Here is a 17,254-nt window from a genome sequence, read left to right on the forward strand (position 1 = left end):
CATGAGGTTCGGTATCGCTGGAGCAGGTTTCTCCGGAGCGGTCGTCGCGCGTGAGCTGGCCGAGGCGGGCCACTCGGCCGTGGTCTTCGAGACCCGCGACCACGTCGCGGGAAACTGCCACACCGAACGGGATCCGTTGACCCAGGTCATGATCCACCGCTACGGACCGCACATCTTCCACACCGGGAACGAGCAGGTGTGGGAGTACGTCAACCGGTTCGGCACGATGGTGCCGTACAACCACCGGGTGCGGACCACGGTCGGCGGTCACGTGTTCCTGCTGCCGGTCAACCTGCTGACCATCAACCAGCTGTTCGGGACGGCCCTGAGTCCTGAGCAGGCCAAGGCCTTCATCGCAGAGCAGGCCGACACCTCGATCACCGAGCCGGCCAACTTCGAGGAGCAGGCGCTGAAGTTCATCGGCCGCCGGCTGTACGAGGCGTTCTTCCTCGGGTACACCCGTAAGCAGTGGGGACTGTCGCCGACCGAGATCCCCGCGGCCGTGCTGAGGCGGCTGCCGGTGCGCTTCAGCTACGAGGACTCGTACTTCAACCATCCCCACCAGGCGATTCCGCTTGACGGATACACCGCGATCGTCGAGGGCATCCTCGACCATCCGGGAATCGAGGTCCGGCTCGGCACCGCGTACACCGAGGCGGACCGGGGCGGCTTCGACCACTCGGTGTGGACCGGCCCGCTCGATGCCTGGTTCGGCCATCGTTTCGGTCGGCTCGGCTACCGCACGCTCGACTTCGAGGAGATCCGAGCCGAGGGCGACTACCTCGGCTGCCCCGTGATGAACTTCGGCGACGTCGACGTCCCTTACACCCGGATCGCCGAGCACAAGCACTTCGCTCCGTGGGAGGAGCACGAAGGCACCGTGTGCTTCCGCGAGTTCAGCCGGCTCGCAGGGGATGATGACATCCCGTACTACCCGATCCGGCTCGCCAACGACAAGAGCCTGCTCACCCGCTACGTCCAAGCGGCACGCGCAGAGCCCCGGGTGACGTTCCTCGGCCGGCTGGGCACCTACCGGTACCTCGACATGGACGTCACGATCGGCGAGGCGCTGGCCGCCGCCGCCGGGATCCTCGAGGCGGTGCGCGAGGGCGTTGCCGTTCCGGCACTCTTCGTCGACGCCTGACGGGGCAAGCGCATGCGAGCGGTCAGGCTGGCACCGGTCAGCGCGGATCCTGCTCCGCCGTCAGCAGGGCCCTGGCGGACAGGTACTCCTTGGTCTCGAGGCTCCCCAAGGACTCGAAGGCGGCCACCGCGGCCCGGGCGTGCTGGAGCGCCGACGCGCCGTCCCCGGTGGCCTGCTCGGCCTGCGCGAGCAAGGAGAGCAGGCAGGCGTGGTCGTAGGGCATCAAGGCGTCACCAAAGCGATCGAGCGTCCGGCGGACATACTCGGCGCCCCGGGCGGGGTCCACGTCCATCAGAGTCTGCGCCGCGCTCTCCGCCGCAAAGCTGGCGGCTTCGAACGCGGCGTAGTAGCCACCGGAGCCGGCGCGCTCAGCGACCTCGAATGCCTGCGCGAGGTCCTGATCGGCGAGCTCGACCTGGCCCGTGGCCCAGAGGGCCCGGAACAGCATGACGTAGGAGACCGAGAGCAGGGCGTCATCACCCAGCTCGGTGGCCAGTGCCAGCGAGTCGTCGAGCAGGGCGAGCGCCTCGTCATGCTGACCGACGTCGAGCAAGGACTCGCCGAGGTGCTGCATCGTGATGACCCGGAGCGGCGCTAAGCCGGCCCGGGCGGCGGCAGCATCGGCCCGGCGCATCACACTGATGCCCTGCTGGGGGTCATCGTGCCGCTCGTACAGGACTGCCAGGTTGGTCAGCACCGTGGCCTCGGCCAAGTGCTCACCGGCCTTGGCGGCGGCGGCTGCCCCGGTGCGATGGCTGATCTCGTGGGCCCGGGTCTCGCCCAGGTTGGCCAGCAGTAGGTAGCCGATGAGGCCCATCGGGATCTGCCAGGCCGCCGGGTGGCCGCGGTCGGCGGCGACCTGGACGCAGGCCATCAGGTCGTCCAGGGACCGGCTGAACCAGGCGGTTGCTGCGTCGGCATCGCCGAGCCCGAGCTGCTCGGCGCTCTGACCCGGTGCGGCCATACCCTCGCGCAGCGGCGTGCCCAAGGCCACCCGCCCGGCGCTGGAGGCCGCGGCGTACCAGGCCAGCACCCGGTCCACCGCCGCGCCGAGCACTGCCGGGCTGTCCTGCAGGTCGGCTTGCGCGCGTGCGTGCTGGCGCACCAGGTCGTGCATCCGATGCTGCACGCCGTCCGGCTCGAGCATGTGCCGGGCCGCCAGGGCGCGCAGCAGCTGGTGCGCCTGGTCCGGCGGGCAGTCCAGCAGCCGGGCCGCCGAGTGCTGGTCGAAGTGGACCGTCGGCCCCGCGCCGAGCAACCGGTAGAGCGCGGCTGCCCGCGGGTCGGCGGCGGACAGCCGCTGGTAGGACCAGGACAGCACCTGGCCCATCATCATCGCCGGGTCCTCCTCGGCGGTGCCCAACCGATCCAGCAGGCGGTCACCGGCCCGGGAGAGCTGACCGCAGACCTCGTCCAGTCCGAGCGCGGCGTCGTCGTGCTCGAGGACCTGCTCGGCCGCGATCCGCAGCGCCAGCGGCCAGCGGCTGCACAGCTCGATCAGCTGGCCGACCCGGTCCGGCTGCCCGGCCACCAGTTCGGCACCGAGCAGGTGCGACATCAGCTCGACGCATTCGGCGTCGGCCATCGGGCGAACATCCAGCCGGCGGGCGCCCTCGCGAGCCACCAGGCCGCCCATCCGGTGCCGGCTGGTGACCAGCACCGCGCAGCCCGCCGCGCCCGGCAGCAGATCCTGGACCACCTGCCCCGAGGGTGCATCGTCCAGGAACAGCAGGATCCGGCGGTCGGCGATCACCGTGCGGAGCATCGCGCTCTGCTCGGCCGCCGCCGCGGGCACGTCCTCGTCCAGCACGCCCAGCGCCCACAGGAAGCCCGGCAGCACGTCAGCGGCCACCAGCGCCGGGTGTGCCGGGTCGAAGCCGCGCAGACTGGCGTACAGCTGACCATCGGGATAGCCGGCCGCCACCAGGTGCGCCGCCCGCAGACCCAGGCTGGTCTTGCCGATCCCGCCCGGACCATGCAGCACCACCACCCGCGGACCAGCCCGGCCCTTCGCCGCGCCCACGTCCTGAGCCTGCGCTGCGTCCTCGCCCTGAGCCTTCGCTGCGTCCTGGTCCTGGGTCAGCCAGCCGACCAGCTGCGCGGTCTCGCCATGACGGCCGATGAAGTCCCGCGAGGTCGCCGGCAGCTGCGCCGGCTTGGGCACCGGTTTGGGCACCGGCTTGGGCACCGGCGTGTCCACCCGGGCCGGCGGCCGTTCAGGGTCGCCACCACGCAGCACCTTCTCGTGCGCGGCGCGCAGACCTGGCCCCGGGTCCAGCCCCAGCTCCTCGCGCAGCGCGTGCCGTACCCGGTCGAACTCCGCCAACGCCTCCGGTCGTCGGCCCAGCTGGTGCAGTGCGGTGATCAGCAGCTCGCTGAACCGTTCGTTCAGCGGGTCGTTGGCCGCCTCGGACCGCAACGACGACAACGCCTCCATCGCCCGGGACAGCTCGATCAACAGCTCGACCCGGGCCGCCACCAGCTGGGTGCGCAGGTTCTCCAGCTCCGCCCGGGCCAGGTCCGCGGCCACCCCCTCGACGTCGGACAGCGGCGAACCGGTCCAGTACGACAAAGCCTGCTCCGCGCCGGCCAACGCCTCCTCCGCTGGAGTGTCCCGGCGCTGCACGTACCCCGCCAGCTGCCGGACCCGCAGCACATCGCACTCCTCCACCCCCAGGCTGAGCCGATACCCGTCACCGACTCGCTCCAGCCGGTCCGGCCCCAGCAGCCGGCGCAGTGACCACACCAGGGTGTGCAGGCTGTGGCTCACCGTCGAGGGCGGCTGCTCACCCCACAAGAAATCCACCAGCACCGACCGGGACAGCGCCAGGCCGGCGTTGATCGCCAGCACCGCCAACAAGCTGCGCTGCAGGCGAGGACCCGCCGGCACCTGCATCCCGCGCACCGACAGCGTCACCGGACCCAGCAACCGCACCTGCAGATCCGGCTCACCGGCATCCTCGCGAGCGACCGAACCCTCACCCGCCGTCGCACCCATCAGTCCGCACCCCTCAGGTTCGGACCATCCTTCACCGGTACCGCCACGGTAGGCCGAGCACGCTGCAGTGTCGAGGCCACACGGGCTGCAGCCGTCAGCGCGGGTCCTGCTGCGCCGTCAGCAGGGCCCTGGCGGACTGGTACTGCTTGGTCTCGAAGCTCTCCAAGGACTCGAATGCGGCAACCGCGGCCCGGGCGTGCTGGAGCGCCGACGCTCGGTCCCCGGCGGCCTGCTCGGCCTGCGCGAGCAATGAAAGCAGGCCGGCGTGGTCATGCGGAAGCAAAGCGTCACCAAAGCGATCGAGCGCCCGGCGGACACACTCGCCGGCCCGGGCGGGGTCCACGTCCATCAGAGTCCGCGCCGCGCTCTCCGCCGCAAAGTTGGCGGCTTCGAACGCGCCGGCGCGCTCAGCGACCTCGACTGCCTGCTCGAGGTCCCGGTCGGCGAGCTCGACCTGGCCGGTGGCCCAGTGGGCCCGGAACAGCATGACGTAGCAGTACGAGACCGATGCGTCATCACCCAGCTCGGTGGCCAGTGCCAGGGATTCGTCGAGCAGGGGGAGCGCCTCGTCATACTGACCGAGGTTGACCAAACAGAGGCCGAGGTTCTGCATCGTGACGACCCGGAGCGGCGCGAAGCCGGCCCGGGCGGCGGCAGCATCGGCCCGGCGCGCCACTTTGATGCCCTGCTGGGGGTCATCGAGCCGGTCGTACAGGGCTACCAGGTTGTTCAGCACCGCGGCCTCGGCCAGGTGCTCACCGGCCTTGGCGGCGGCTGCTGCCCCGGTGCGGTGGCTGATCTCATGGGCCCGGTTCTCGCTCAGGTTGGACTGCTCCAGGTAACCGAAGAGGCCCAGCGGGATCTGCCATGCCGCCGGGTGGCCGCGTTCGGCGGCGACCTGGATGCACGCCATCAGGTCGTCCAGGGAGCGGCTGAACCAGGCGGTTGCTGCGTCGGCATCGCCGAGTCCGAGCTGCTCGGCGGTCTGATCCGGTGCGGCCATACCCGCGCGCAGGGCCCTACCCAGGGCCACCCGCCCGGCGCTGGAGGCCGCGGCGTACCAGGCCAGCACCCGGTCCACCGCCGCGCCCACCGCTGCCGGGCCGTCCTGCAGGTCGGCTTGTGCGCGTGCGTGCTGGCGCACCAGGTCGTGCATCCGGTGCTGCACGCCGTCCGGCTCGAGCATGTGCCGGGCCGCCAAGGCGCGCAGTAGCAGGTGCGCCTGGTCCGGTGGGCAGTCCAGCAGCCGGGCCGCCGAGTGCTGGTCGAAGTGGACCGTCGGGCCCGCGCCGAGCAACCGGTAGAGCGCGGCTGCCCGCTGGTCGGCGGCGGACAGGCGCTGGTAGGACCAGGACAGGACCTGGCCCATCATCATCGCCGGGTCCTCCTCGGCGGTGCCCAACCGATCCAGCAGGCGGTCACCGGCCCGGGACAGCTGACCGCAGACCTCGCGCAGTCCGAGGGCGCCGTCGTCGTGCTCGAGGACCTGCTCGGCCGCGATCCGCAGGGCCAGCGGCCAGCGGCTGCACAGCTCGATCAGCTGGCCGACCCGGTCCGGCTGGCCGGCCACCAGCTCGGCACCGAGCAGGTGCGACATCAGCTCGACGCATTCGGCGTCGGCCATCGGGCGAACATCCAGCCGGCGTGCTCCCTCGCGAGCCACCAGGCCGCCCATCCGGTGCCGGCTGGTCACCAGCACCGCGCAGCCCGCCGCGCCCGGCAGCAGATCCTGCACGACCTGCCCCGAGGGCGCGTCGTCCAGGAACAGCAGCATCCGGCGCTCGGCGATCACCGTGCGGAGCATCGCGCTCTGCTCGGCCGCCGCCGCGGGCACGTCCTCGTCCAGCACGCCCAGCGCCCACAGGAAGCCCGGCAGCACGTCAGCGGCCACCAGCGCCGGGTGTGCCGGGTCGAAGCCGCGCAGACTGGCGTACAGCTGACCGTCGGGATAGCCGGCGGCCACCAGGTGCGCCGCCCGCAGGCCCAGGCTGGTCTTGCCGATCCCGCCCGGACCGTGCAGCACCACCACCCGCGGACCAGCCCGATCCTTCGCCGCGTCCTCGCCCTGAGCCTTCGCTGCGTCCTCGCCCTGAGCCTTCGCTGCGTCCTGGTCCTGGGTCAGCCAGCCGACCAGCTGCGCGGTCTCGCCATGACGGCCGATGAAGTCCCGTGAGGTCGCCGGCAGCTGGGCCGGCTTGGGCACCGGCTTGTCCACCGGCTTGTCCACCCGGGCCGGCGGCCGTTCTGGGTCGCCACCGCGCAGCACCTTCTCGTGCGCGGTACGCAGACCTGGCCCCGGGTCCAGCCCCAGCTCCTCGCGCAGCGCGTGCCGGACCCGGTCGAACTCCGCCAACGCCTCCGGCCGCCGACCCAGCTGGTGCAGCGCGGTGATCAGCAGCTCGCTGAACCGTTCGTTCAGCGGGTCGCTGGCCGCCTCGGACCGCAACGACGACAACGCCTCCACCGCCCGGGACAGCTCGATCAACAGCTCGACCCTCGCCGCAACCAGCTGGGTGCGCAGGCTCTCCAGCTCCGCACGAGCCAGGTCCGCAGCCACCCCCTCGACGTCGGACAGCGGCGAACCGGTCCAGAACGACAAAGCCTGCTCCGCGCCCGCCAACGCCTCCTCCGCTGGAGTGTCCCGGCGCTGCACATACGCGGCCAGCTGCCGGACCCGCAGCAGATCGCACTCGCCCTCGCCCAGGCTGAGCCGATACCCGTCACCGACTCGCTCCAGACGGTCCGGCCCCAGCAGCCGGCGCAGTGACCACACCAGGGTGTGCAGGCTGTGGCTGACCGTCGAGGGCGGCTGCTCACCCCACAAGAAATCCACCAGGACCGACCGGGACAGCGCCAGGCCGGCGTTGATCGCCAACACCGCCAACAAGCTGCGCTGCAAGCGAGGACCCGCCGGCACCACCGCCCCGCACACCGACAGCGTCACCGGACCCAGCAGCCGCACCTGCAGATCCGGCTCACCGGCATCCTCGCGAAAGACCGAACCCTCACCCGCCGTAGCACCCATCAGTCCGCACCCCTCAGGTTCGGACCATCCTTCACCGGTACCGCAACGGTAGGGCGAGCACGCTGCAGTGTCGAGGCCACCCTGAGCCGCCGCCGTCAGCGCGGGTCCTGCTGCGCCGTCAGCAGGGCCCTGGCGGACTGGTACTGCTTGGTCTCGAAGCTCTCCAAGGACTCGAAGGCGGCAACCGCGGCCCGGGCGTGCTGCAGCGCCGACGCGCGGTCCCCGGTGGCCTGCTCGGCCTGCGCGAGCCAGGAGAGCAGGCAGGCGCGGTCGTAGGGCATCAAGGCGTCACCAAAGCGATCGAGCGCCCGACGGGCATACTCGCCGGCCCGGGCGGGGTCCACGCCCATCAGAGTCCGCGCCGCGCTCTCCGCCGCATAGCTGGCGGCTTCGAACGCGGCGTAGTAGCCGCCGACGCCGGCGCGCTCAGCGACCTCGAATGCCTGCTCGAGGTCCCGGTCGGCGAGCTCGACCTGGCCGGTGCCCCAGTGGGCCCGGAACAGCCCGACATACGAGGACGAGCGCAAGGCGTCATCACCTAGCTCGGTGGCCAGTGCCAGCGATTCGTCGAACACGGCGAGCGCCTCGTCATGCTGACCGACGTCGACCAAGGACTCGCCGAGGTTCAGCATCGTGACGACCCGGAGCGGCGCAAAGCCAGCCCGGGCGGCGGCAGCATCGGCCCGGCGCGCCACACTGAGGCCCTCCTGGGGGTCATCGAGCCGCTCGTACAGGACTGACAGGTTGGTCAGCAGCGCGGCCTCGGCCAAGTGCTCACCGGCCTTGGCGGCGGCGGCGGCCCCGGTGCGGTGGCTGATCTCATGGGCCCGGGTCTCGCCCAGGTTGGCCAGCTCCAGGTAGCCGATGAGGCCGAGCGGGATCTGCCAGGCCGCCGGGTGGCCGCGGTCGGCGGCGACCTGGATGCACGCCATCAGGTCGTCCAGGGACCGGCTGAACCAGGCAGTTGCTGCGTCGGCATCCTCGAGTCCGAGCTGCTCGGCGCTCTGACCCGGTGCGGCCATACCCACCTTCAGGGGGGTGCCCAGGGCCACCCGCCCGGCGCTGGAGGCCGCGGCGTACCAGGCCAGCACCCGGTCCACCGCCGCGCCGAGCGCTGCCGGGCTGTCCTGCAGGTCGGCTTGCGCGCGTGCGTGCTGGCGCACCAGGTCGTGCATCCGGTGCTGCACGCCGTCCGGCTCGAGCATGTGCCGGGCCGCCAAGGCGCGCAGTAGCAGGTGCGCCTGGTCCGGTGGGCAGTCCAGCAGCCGGGCCGCCGAGTGCTGGTCGAAGTGGACCGTCGGGCCCGCGCCGAGCAACCGGTAGAGCGCGGCTGCCCGCTGGTCGGCGGCGGACAGGCGCTGGTAGGACCAGGACAGGACCTGGCCCATCATCATCGCCGGGTCCTCCTCGGCGGTGCCCAACCGATCCAGCAGGCGGTCACCGGCTCGGGACAGCTGACCGCAGACCTCGTCCAGTCCGAGCGTGCCGTCGTCGTGCTCGAGGACCTGCTCGGCCGCGATCCGCAGGGCCAGCGGCCAGCGGCTGCACAGCTCGATCAGCTGGCCGACCTGCTCCGGTTGCCCGGCCACCAGCTCGGCACCGAGCAGATGCGACATCAGCTGGACGCATTCGGCGTCGGCCATCGGGCGAACATCCAGCCGGCGTGCTCCCTCGCGAGCCACCAGGCCGGCCATCCGTTGCCGGCTGGTGACCAGCACCGCGCAGCCCGCCGTGCCCGGCAGCAGATCCTGGACCACCTGCCCCGAGGGTGCATCGTCCAGGAACAGCAGCATCCGGCGCTCGGCGATCACGGTGCGAAGCATCGCGCTCTGATCGGCGGCGCCTAGGGGCATGTCCTCGTCCAGGACGCCCAGCCCCCGCAGGAAGCCCGGCAGCACGTCAGCGGCCACCAGCGCCGGGTGCGCCGGGTCGAAGCCGCGCAGACTGGCGTACAGCTGACCGTCGGGATAACCGGCCGCCACCAGGTGCGCCGCCCGCAGACCCAGGCTGGTCTTGCCGATCCCGCCCGGACCATGCAGCACCACCACCCGCGGACCCGCCTGAGCCTTCGCTGCGTCCTGGTCCTGGTTCAGCCAGCCGACCAGCTGCGCCGTCTCGCCGTGACGGCCGATGAAGTCCCGTGAGGTCGCCGGCAGCTGGGCCGGCTTGGGCACCGGCACCGGCTTGTCCACCCTGTCCGGCGGCCGTTCTGGGTCGCCACCACGCAGCACCTTCTCGTGCGCGGTACGCAGACCTGGCCCCGGGTCCAGCCCCAGCTCCTCGCGCAGCGCGTGCCGGACCCGGTCGAACTCCGCCAACGCCTCCGGCCGCCGACCCAGCTGGTGCAGCGCGATGATCAGCAGCTCGCTGAACCGTTCGTTCAGCGGGTCGTTGGCCGCCTCGGACCGCAACGACGACAACGCCTCCACCGCCCGGGACAACTCGATCAACAGCTCAACCCTCGCCGCCACCAGCTGGGTGCGCAGGCTCTCCAACTCCGCCCGGACCAGGTCCGCGGCCACCCCCTCGACGTCGGACAGCGGCGAACCGGTCCAGAACGACAAAGCCGCCTCCGCGCCCGCCAACGCCTCCTCCGCTGGAGTGTCCCGGCGCTGCACATACCCCGCCAGCTGCCGGACCCGCAACACATCGCACTCGCCCACCCCCAAGCTCAGCCGATACCCGTCACCGACTCGCTCCAACCGCTCCGACCCCAGCAGCCGGCGCAGGGACCACACCAGAGTGTGCAGGCTGTGGCTGACCGTCGACGGCGGCTGCTCACCCCACAAAAAGTCCACCAGCACCGACCGGGACAGCGCCAGACCGGCGTTGATCGCCAACACCGCCAACAAGCTGCGCTGCAAACGAGGACCCGCCGGCACCACCGCCCCGCACACCGACAGCGTCACCGGACCCAGCAACCGCACCTGCAGATCCGGCTCACCGGCATCCTCGCGAAAGACCGCACCCTCACCCGCCGTCGCACCCATCAGTCCGCACCCCTCAGGTTCGGACCATCCTTCACCGGTACCGCCACGGTAGGCCGAGCAGGTAACAGTGTCGACCCACGCGGGCTGCAATCACGGCGCGACCCGTCTCGTGACAGCCTCACCGACGGCGGCCACGCCTCCGCGAAGCCGATGGGGCGTGCATGTCGTCCCGGATGCGTCGCAGGCTGGTGGACATCGCCGCGGCGGCTGAGCGCAGCGGCGCGATCACGTCCATGGTGCGGGGGGCAACGGCGGGTGCTACCACCGCGATCGCCCCGTTGACGCCGTCGTGGCTCTGTACCGGCACGGCGATGGACCACAAGCCGAGCAGGTGCTCCTGCAGAGTTCGGGCGACGGCAGTCTCGCGGATCACGTCCAGCTGGCGTTGCAGCAGAGCAGGATCGGTGATCGTGAACTCGGTGAACGGGCTCAACGAGCTCAACACGGACCGGCGCAGCTCGGGATCTGCGAAGGCGAGCAAGGCTTTGCCCACTGCCGTGCAGTGCAGGGGCAGGAGCGTTCCTGGCCGGTGCGGCGTGGCCCCGACCCGGGGTGATCGCAGCCGCTCGACCACCAGTGCGCCCGGGCCGTCCAGCACCGCGAAGTGGACGGCGTGGCCGGTGGCGATCGCCACGTCGTGCAGGTGCGGCAGCACCGTCTCGCGCATCCGGGTTGTCGTGGACAACAGACTGAGCCGCCACGCACCCTCGCCGATCTCGTACGAGCCGTCGCGCCGGCGGACGAGCAGGTTCGCCTCCGTCAGCTCACCGACGAGCCGGTGGGCGGTCGGCATCGGCAGCCCTGCTCGGCGAGCCACCTGAACGAGCTTCAGCGTGCGGTTCGACTCGTTGAAGACCTGGAGCACGGCGATGGACCTCGCCACGGCCGACCGGCTGTCGTCATCTTGGCGCCGCGGCATGCCGGGGCCTCACTGTCGCTGCCTGCTCGCCGACCGAAATCATCGAAGCGCTTGTCACCCGATCACCTTTCAGGAGAGGGACTCGGTCGCCCGACGAGCCGTCTCGTGCTGTGGTCCTTCGACATCGTGTCGCCGGGAGGCCGCGACCATGGTGGACCGCGGCAGGGGGGCGCCCAATCCACGCCGCGACCTCCCGGCTTGTCCCCGGCGCCGAGCATCTCGGCGGGTGACACAGCCAAGGACGCCTGGCCCAGCGCCGTGGTTCAGTCCGCCGCAGGTCGTCCCGGCCAAAACCCGAAATCGGGCTGACGCGAGGGGATCACTTGCTTGCGCGAACCTGGCATACTGGACATCGATCCGGTCCCCTCGTAGGCGCCGTCGCTGGTGCGTACGACCCGCTGGCGGGTCTGGGGCCGGGGGCTGGTGGGCGCGCCGATCGGGGGGCCTCATGGACGAGCCAGGGCCGTGGAGACGAGCGCTGCGGCGCATGGGATGGCGGGCGGGGCGAGTGCCGGGTCAGACGATCGATCTCAGCCACCAGGAGCTGCGAGATCTTGCGGCTGCCTGGCTGATGGGCGGGCTGGACAGCGCTGAGGCGCAGCGCTTCGCCCTGCACCTCGGAGGCTGCGATGAGTGCTACGCGACGGTCGTGCAGCTGAGCGACGCGTTGGCCGCGCTGCCGGTGGACGACGAGCCTTAGCCCGGGTGCGCCCACTGCAGGCACACGGCTGAACCCGCGACGAAGCCGGAACGTCCCAGGGTGAGCCGCGAAAGGTGGAACGATGACAGGCACTCGGTCAGGTACCACGCGCCCGGCCAGGGACGAACGGACCCAGGCCGTCGTGGACGCGTTGCTTCGCGACGGCCGCGCGCTTCCGCTGTCCGAGATAGCCCGCCGGCTCGATCTCGCCAAGTCCACGACGCATCGCACGCTAGCTGCGATGGTCGCTGCCGGCGACGTTGGGCGCGAGGGAAGGCTGTACCGGCTGCTGGAAGGGGAGCCGGGCCGAGCGAACCAGAGACTCACGGCCCGGCGCGCCGACGCCCGGCGCGCGCTGTCCGCTCCGGTCGGCAGGCTGTTCACTCGTACCCAGCTCACCGTGAGCGCCGCCGTGCTGAACGGGCGGCTGGTGGACTACGCATACCGGATCCACGGCCGGGATGAGCTCTGGACGGGCTCGGACCAGACGGGTCAGGGGCCGGTCCTGGGCAGCGCCGCCGGCTGCGCCCTGCTGGCCTGGGACCCTCCTGCGGCGCTGCGGGTGGCCGAGCGGCATGGGCTGCACCCGGGGGAGCGCGCCCAGCTGCGCCGCGAGCTGGCCGACGTGCGCCGCGCCAGAGTGGCGGTGCACGCAGACCCGCAGTCGCACGCGCTGTGCTTCGCGATGCCGGTTTTCGACGCGCAGGCCCGTCCTTGGGCTGCGCTGGTCGTCCGCGGTCGACGGGGCCGGGTCGATGTCAGCGGGGTCGTCCACCTGCTGCGCAGCGCCGCGCGGTCCGCCGGTAGCGCGATAAGCGCCACCGGGTGAAACTCGCCCGCGGAGCGGATCCGATGCCCCGACCGACGGCCCTGGGCGCAGCCGTGCGGTGGAGCATCACGGCTGGTGCCGTCCTGGCCTGCGTCCTCGCCGCGCTCCTGGACCCCGGGCAGGCAGCATCACCGCAGGCGCCGACCAGCACGGCGTCGCCAATCAGTACCGCGCCGACGACCAGCACGGCGCCGCCGACCAGCACCGCGCCGCCGACCAGCACCGCGCCGCCGAGCCCATCGTCGTCCGACCTCGACTCCCCGGGACGCAAGGAGCTGGCGATGGAACTCGTCTCCAGCGCGGAGGACTCGTCGCTGGACTGGCGAGCCCAGTACGAGTCCATCGAGGACATCGGCGACGGCCGCGGCTACACCGGCGGAGTGGTGGGATTCTGCTCCGGCACCGGGGACATGCTTCGCGTCGTCGAGTTGTACAGCCTCGCGAGGCCCGGCAACGCGCTGGCACCGTACGTGCCAGCCCTGCGCGAGGTCGATGGCACGGCCGACCACAGCGGCCTCGGCCCAGGTTTCGTCCAGGCGTGGCGGCTGGCCGCGCGCGACCCGGCCTTCCGCAGGGCGCAGGACCGCGTCCGGGACAGCCTGTACTTCGACCCGGCGGTGCGGTTGGCCAAGGCGGACGGCCTGCATGCGCTGGGGCAGTTCGTCTACTACGACGCGGCCGTGATGCACGGACCCGTCGGGCCGGGCGGCGAGTTCAACGCGATCCGAGCGGCGGCCGAGCGTCGTGCGCAGCTGCCGGCTCGGGGTGGCAGCGAGTACGGCTACCTCGAGGCGTTCCTCGATGCCCGGGTGGCTGAAATGCGCACGGAGACAGCGCATCGGGACACTTCGCGGGTCGACGACGCTCAGCGAGTGTTCCTGCGCGCCGGAAACCTGGGCCTGGAACCACCGTTGCTCTGGAGCGTGTACGGCGACTGGTACTCGATCCGGAAACTGCCTCAGCCGGCCTCGCGGTCGATCAGGTCGCGCAGCTGAGTCCGAGAGGTGACGCCGAGCTTGGGAAAGGCCTGGTGCAGGTGAAACCCGATGGTTCGGCGTGACAGGAAGAGCCGTTCGCCGATCTCTCGGTTAGTCAGTCCCTCGGCGGCGAGGCGGACGATCTGCTGCTGCTGGGCCGTGAGCTGGTCCAGCAACGTGGGCCGGCTGGGCTGGACGTGGATCCCGGATGCGCGCAGCTCGCCCCGGGCTCGTTCGGTCCAGGGCGTGGCGCCGAGTCGCTCGAACGTGGCCAGCGCCGCACGCAGCTCGGTGCGAGCCTGGGGGGTGCGGCGGTTGCGGCGCAACCACTCGCCATAGGCGAGCTGGCTCTGGGCGCGCTCGAACGGCCATCGTGCGCTGGTCGAGTCGAGCGCCGCAGCGAAGCGCGCCTCTGCCTGGGCGGGGTCAGTGGCCAGGACGGCTGCGGCACGGTGGACCAACAGCTGCAGCCGGGGTGAGGCGACCCCGAGCAGGTGCTCTTCTGCCAGCGCGAGCAGGGGGCGTACGTCGTCCTCGTACCCGGTGCGGATCGCGGTGCTGGCCAGGTCGGCGATGGCGTAGTAGGACTCGTGGTGCAGCGGGCGTCCGTCGAGGTCGAACAGGCCCCGCAGGCCTTGCAAGCAGGTCTCCAGCTCGCCGTCCGCCAGGTTTGCCAGCGCAGCCGCCCAGGTGGCTCGGACAGCCACCGAGAGCACCTGCTCGGCCTCGACGGCGGCCAGTACTGTCGCGGCGTGGGATCGGGCCAGCTCGGTCTGCCCGCGCTGGGCGGCCAGCACGGCGGTGATCGTCAGCGCCCGGACCTGAGCGAGCGTCGGAGCCGGGCTGCTCGACCCGCTGTGCGCGAGCGCGGCCACGTTGGCACCTGCTTGACTCCACCGCCCGCTGTCGAACAGTCCCCAGGCCAGGTCCACGATCGACATCGCGTAGTAGGAGTCCCAGGCCTCGGTGAAGAACGGGTCTCCGATCTGGGCCAGCGCCTGCAGGATCTGCTCGGTCTCGTCGATCAGCAGCGCGGCGCCGCCGAGGACCGTAGCGTCGGCCTGGTCCAGGGCCGCGTCGGAGGCCAGGGCCGTGCCCAGCATGTCGGCGACCTCGTCGTGGGCGGAAACGGGATCCAGCGCGGCCCGGACGTACAGTGCGGCCTGGAGCGCTTCTTCGGGGATCCTGCCCAGCTGTTCGAACGCCGTAGCCACCTGCTCGAACGCCGTCGCCACCTGCTCGAGCGGTTCGGGACGAGCCCAGCAGTAGGCGATGTGCGACAGGGCCGTGAGAGCGTTCGCGGCGAGGCTGCTGTCGATGCCGCTCCCGGTCAGCGGGAGCAGGATGGCCGCCCCACGAGTCGGCTGAAGTCGAAGGTAGGCGGCGGCCCCACCGAGCAGACTGACCCAGGCCAGCGCCGCTGGGTCCGTCGTGCCCGCGCTGGCGCGGGCGGCGAGGTCGTCGGCCTGCTGCATCCGGCCAGCGAGGAAGGCCACGAACGCCGCCTTGGCCAGCCTGCGGCACTGGTCGGCGGGGTCCGGGCTGAGCTGACCCGCGCGCTCGTACAGGGCCAGCGACTCGATCGCCCCGCCGCGGTCCTCGGACCGGCTGGCGGCGGCCTCCAACGCGGCCGCGACCTCCTCGTCCGGGGACGTCGCCGCCGCTGCGCGATGCCAGACCTGCCGGTCGGGTGCACCCTCCAGCCGGGCGGCGACCGCCAGGTGGGCCTGACGTCTCAAGGCCGCCGGCGCGGCCCGGTAGATCGCCGACCGCACCAGGGGGTGGCGGAACTCGATGCTGCCCGGTCGCACCACGACCAGGCCGGCCTCCTCGGCCGGTAGCCAGGTCTGGTCGGCCGTCGCACCCGTGTCCGACGCCAGCCAGACCTCCGTGCTGTCGGCGGTCGCCGCCACCAGGACCGCCCAGCGGGTCGCCTCGGGCAACGCCTGCCAGGAGCCCGCGAAGGTTCGTTCGAGGTGGTCGGTCAGCCGCAGCTCGTCCCGCTGCCCGGTGATCGGCTGCGGGTCGACCTCATCGGCGGCCTTGGCCAGCTCGACCACGCCCAGCGGGTTGCCGGCCGCCCGTTCCAGAATTCGCGCGCGCAGGGTGTCGGCGGGCACGTAGGGCTGAAGATCCAGCAGTCGCTCGGCGTCTGCGGGCGACAACGGTCCGAGCTCGACCAGCGTGACGTCGCGGTCCAGACCGGGTGGTGCCGCGGCGCCGCGCGCCGCGATCAGCATGCTCACCGGCTCACCCTCCAGCCGGCGGGCGATGAAGGACAGCACACCGCGGCTTCCGTCGTCCAGCCACTGCGCGTCGTCCACCAGGACCAGCAGCGAGTCGTCGTCGGCCAACCGGGACAGCAGCGTCAGGGCTCCCAGGCACAGCATCAGCACGTCGGGCGCGGATTCCTGATGATGCAGGCCGAAGGCGATTCGCACCGCTGTGCCCTGCGGCTCCGGCAGCGAGTCCAGGTGGGGCAGCGCTGGACGCAGCAGCTGGTGCAGTGCAGCGAATGCCAGTCCTGACTCGTGCTCGCTGCAGCGCACCGACAGCACTCGCACCCCCAGGCTCCGCGCCTGGTCGGCCGCCAGTCCGGCGATGGTCGTCTTGCCGATCCCCACCGGTCCGACCAGGACGACTATGTCGAGCCGACTGGGAACGGGAGGCAGGATCGCCGCCACCAGGGCAGTCTCGCGTTCCCTGCCCACGATGGCCGCATGAGTGGGACCGTCCGCCATCATCGGCATGATCGACACCCCAGGGTTCGATTCAGAACGCGCGCGGGGTCGTGCGGGTAGATCACCTGTGTACACCCCGACCTCCCAGGCCCGCTACGCCTCCGTCGGGTTCTCGTCCGACGCCTTCTGTCGGGCGGCTTCGCGTCGGCCGGCTCACGATCCGGGAGGCTCTCACGGACGACATGCTGACACGGTCCGCGGCAGCGCCCCCACTGCTGTTCCACCCAATGAAAGCAGCGGTCACGGGCTTGAACGGGATAGGACAGAAGGAAACAATCGGGCGGCAGCCGCCGGCCTTCTGCGGCGCGGAGGGAGCCGGTGTGGAGCAGGCAGGACCGACTGTCGAGCGGGTGCCGGCGGGACGGGTCGACCAGGCGGTGGCCGCGTTGACCGTGGCGTTCGCCGACGACCCCGTCAGCCGCTGGATGTACCCGAGCGCGCAGGGCTACCTCGCGCACTTCCCGGCGCTGGTGCGGGCCTTCGGTGTCTCGGCCTTCGAGTCCGGCGGAGCTCGGTCGGTGCACGCGATGGCCGGCGTCGCGCTGTGGCTCGCGCCTTCGCTGCATCCGGACGAGGTGGCGCTGGCGGCGATCCTGCAGCGGGACGTCCCGGAGTCGCTCCGAGACGAAGCCGGGGCGCTGTTCGCGCAGATGGACGGCTACCACCCGCACCGGCCGCACTGGTACCTGCCGCTGATCGGTGTCGACCCGATGGAGCGTGGCCGCGGGTTCGGATCGCTGCTCCTGGAGGCCCCTCTGGTCGAGTGCGACCGAGCGCGGCAGCCCGCCTACCTGGAGTCCACCAACCCACGGAACGTCTCGCTCTACCAGCGGCACGGCTTCGAGGTGCTGGGCACCATCCGGGTCGGTTCGGCACCACCGATGATCCCGATGCTGCGCGAACCGCGCTGAACCGCGGCTCGACAAACCCG

10 protein-coding genes are annotated in these 17,254 nt (G+C 71.7%); 5 read left to right on the top strand and 5 right to left on the bottom strand.

What is annotated here, in order from left to right:
- Position 1 precedes the first annotated feature (1 nt).
- On the top strand, positions 2–1,144 hold the full coding sequence (locus tag ACPPVT_RS03255; protein WP_426565414.1) for a UDP-galactopyranose/dTDP-fucopyranose mutase family protein: 1,143 nt from the start codon (positions 2–4) through the stop codon (positions 1,142–1,144).
- Positions 1,145–1,181: 37 nt separating this feature from the next.
- On the opposite strand, the gene ACPPVT_RS03260 is transcribed toward ACPPVT_RS03255, so the two are convergent.
- The 4 genes from ACPPVT_RS03260 to ACPPVT_RS03275 all read right to left on the bottom strand — a co-directional run bounded on the left by ACPPVT_RS03260 (position 1,182) and on the right by ACPPVT_RS03275 (position 11,040).
- Entirely contained in the window at positions 1,182–4,142 is a 2,961-nt protein-coding gene (locus ACPPVT_RS03260) for a BTAD domain-containing putative transcriptional regulator (protein WP_426565416.1), read from the bottom strand.
- A gap of 94 nt (positions 4,143–4,236) precedes the next feature.
- Positions 4,237–7,167, bottom strand: coding sequence for a BTAD domain-containing putative transcriptional regulator (locus ACPPVT_RS03265; RefSeq protein ID WP_426565418.1), 2,931 nt, complete (start codon positions 7,165–7,167; stop codon positions 4,237–4,239).
- 95 nt (positions 7,168–7,262) lie between these two features.
- Positions 7,263–10,157 carry a BTAD domain-containing putative transcriptional regulator gene (locus tag ACPPVT_RS03270; protein ID WP_426565420.1) on the bottom strand — a complete coding sequence of 965 codons (2,895 nt, stop codon included), beginning with the start codon at positions 10,155–10,157 and terminating at the stop codon, positions 7,263–7,265.
- A gap of 118 nt (positions 10,158–10,275) precedes the next feature.
- Positions 10,276–11,040, bottom strand: a complete 765-nt coding sequence (locus ACPPVT_RS03275) for an IclR family transcriptional regulator (RefSeq protein WP_426565422.1) — start codon at positions 11,038–11,040, stop codon at positions 10,276–10,278.
- Positions 11,041–11,584: 544 nt separating this feature from the next.
- On the opposite strand from ACPPVT_RS03275, the gene ACPPVT_RS03280 reads away from it, so the two are divergent.
- The 3 genes from ACPPVT_RS03280 to ACPPVT_RS03290 all read left to right on the top strand — a co-directional run bounded on the left by ACPPVT_RS03280 (position 11,585) and on the right by ACPPVT_RS03290 (position 13,600).
- Entirely contained in the window at positions 11,585–11,776 is a 192-nt protein-coding gene (locus tag ACPPVT_RS03280) for a zf-HC2 domain-containing protein (protein ID WP_426565424.1), read from the top strand.
- An 82-nt stretch (positions 11,777–11,858) separates the two neighbouring features.
- On the top strand, positions 11,859–12,605 hold the full coding sequence (locus tag ACPPVT_RS03285) for an IclR family transcriptional regulator domain-containing protein (protein ID WP_426565426.1): 747 nt from the start codon (positions 11,859–11,861) through the stop codon (positions 12,603–12,605).
- A 23-nt stretch (positions 12,606–12,628) separates the two neighbouring features.
- On the top strand, positions 12,629–13,600 hold the full coding sequence (locus ACPPVT_RS03290) for a chitosanase (protein WP_426565428.1): 972 nt from the start codon (positions 12,629–12,631) through the stop codon (positions 13,598–13,600).
- Here the strand turns inward: ACPPVT_RS03290 and ACPPVT_RS03295 are convergent.
- Positions 13,564–16,332: an AAA family ATPase gene (locus tag ACPPVT_RS03295; RefSeq protein WP_426565430.1), complete on the bottom strand. Its 2,769-nt coding sequence runs from the start codon at positions 16,330–16,332 to the stop codon at positions 13,564–13,566. The genes ACPPVT_RS03290 and ACPPVT_RS03295 overlap by 37 nt on opposite strands.
- 311 nt (positions 16,333–16,643) lie before the next feature.
- Between ACPPVT_RS03295 and ACPPVT_RS03300 the strand changes: the two genes are divergently transcribed.
- Positions 16,644–17,234 (top strand): GNAT family N-acetyltransferase, encoded by a 591-nt coding sequence (locus ACPPVT_RS03300; protein WP_426565432.1) that lies wholly within the window; start codon positions 16,644–16,646, stop codon positions 17,232–17,234.
- Positions 17,235–17,254: the final 20 nt, after the last annotated feature.

The organism is Angustibacter sp. McL0619, assembly GCF_049994355.1.
Taxonomy (GTDB): Bacteria; Actinomycetota; Actinomycetes; order Actinomycetales; family Angustibacteraceae; genus Angustibacter.

Bases quoted from the DNA above. Each gene is read 5' to 3' on its own strand.
- ACPPVT_RS03285 (WP_426565426.1), top strand. From the start codon at position 11,859: ATGACAGGCACTCGGTCAGGTACCACGCGCCCGGCCAGGGACGAACGG.
- ACPPVT_RS03295 (WP_426565430.1), bottom strand. From the start codon at position 16,332: ATGCCGATGATGGCGGACGGTCCCACTCATGCGGCCATCGTGGGCAGG.
- ACPPVT_RS03290 (WP_426565428.1), top strand. From the start codon at position 12,629: ATGCCCCGACCGACGGCCCTGGGCGCAGCCGTGCGGTGGAGCATCACG.
- ACPPVT_RS03255 (WP_426565414.1), top strand. From the start codon at position 2: ATGAGGTTCGGTATCGCTGGAGCAGGTTTCTCCGGAGCGGTCGTCGCG.
- ACPPVT_RS03265 (WP_426565418.1), bottom strand. From the start codon at position 7,167: ATGGGTGCTACGGCGGGTGAGGGTTCGGTCTTTCGCGAGGATGCCGGT.
- ACPPVT_RS03260 (WP_426565416.1), bottom strand. From the start codon at position 4,142: ATGGGTGCGACGGCGGGTGAGGGTTCGGTCGCTCGCGAGGATGCCGGT.
- ACPPVT_RS03270 (WP_426565420.1), bottom strand. From the start codon at position 10,157: ATGGGTGCGACGGCGGGTGAGGGTGCGGTCTTTCGCGAGGATGCCGGT.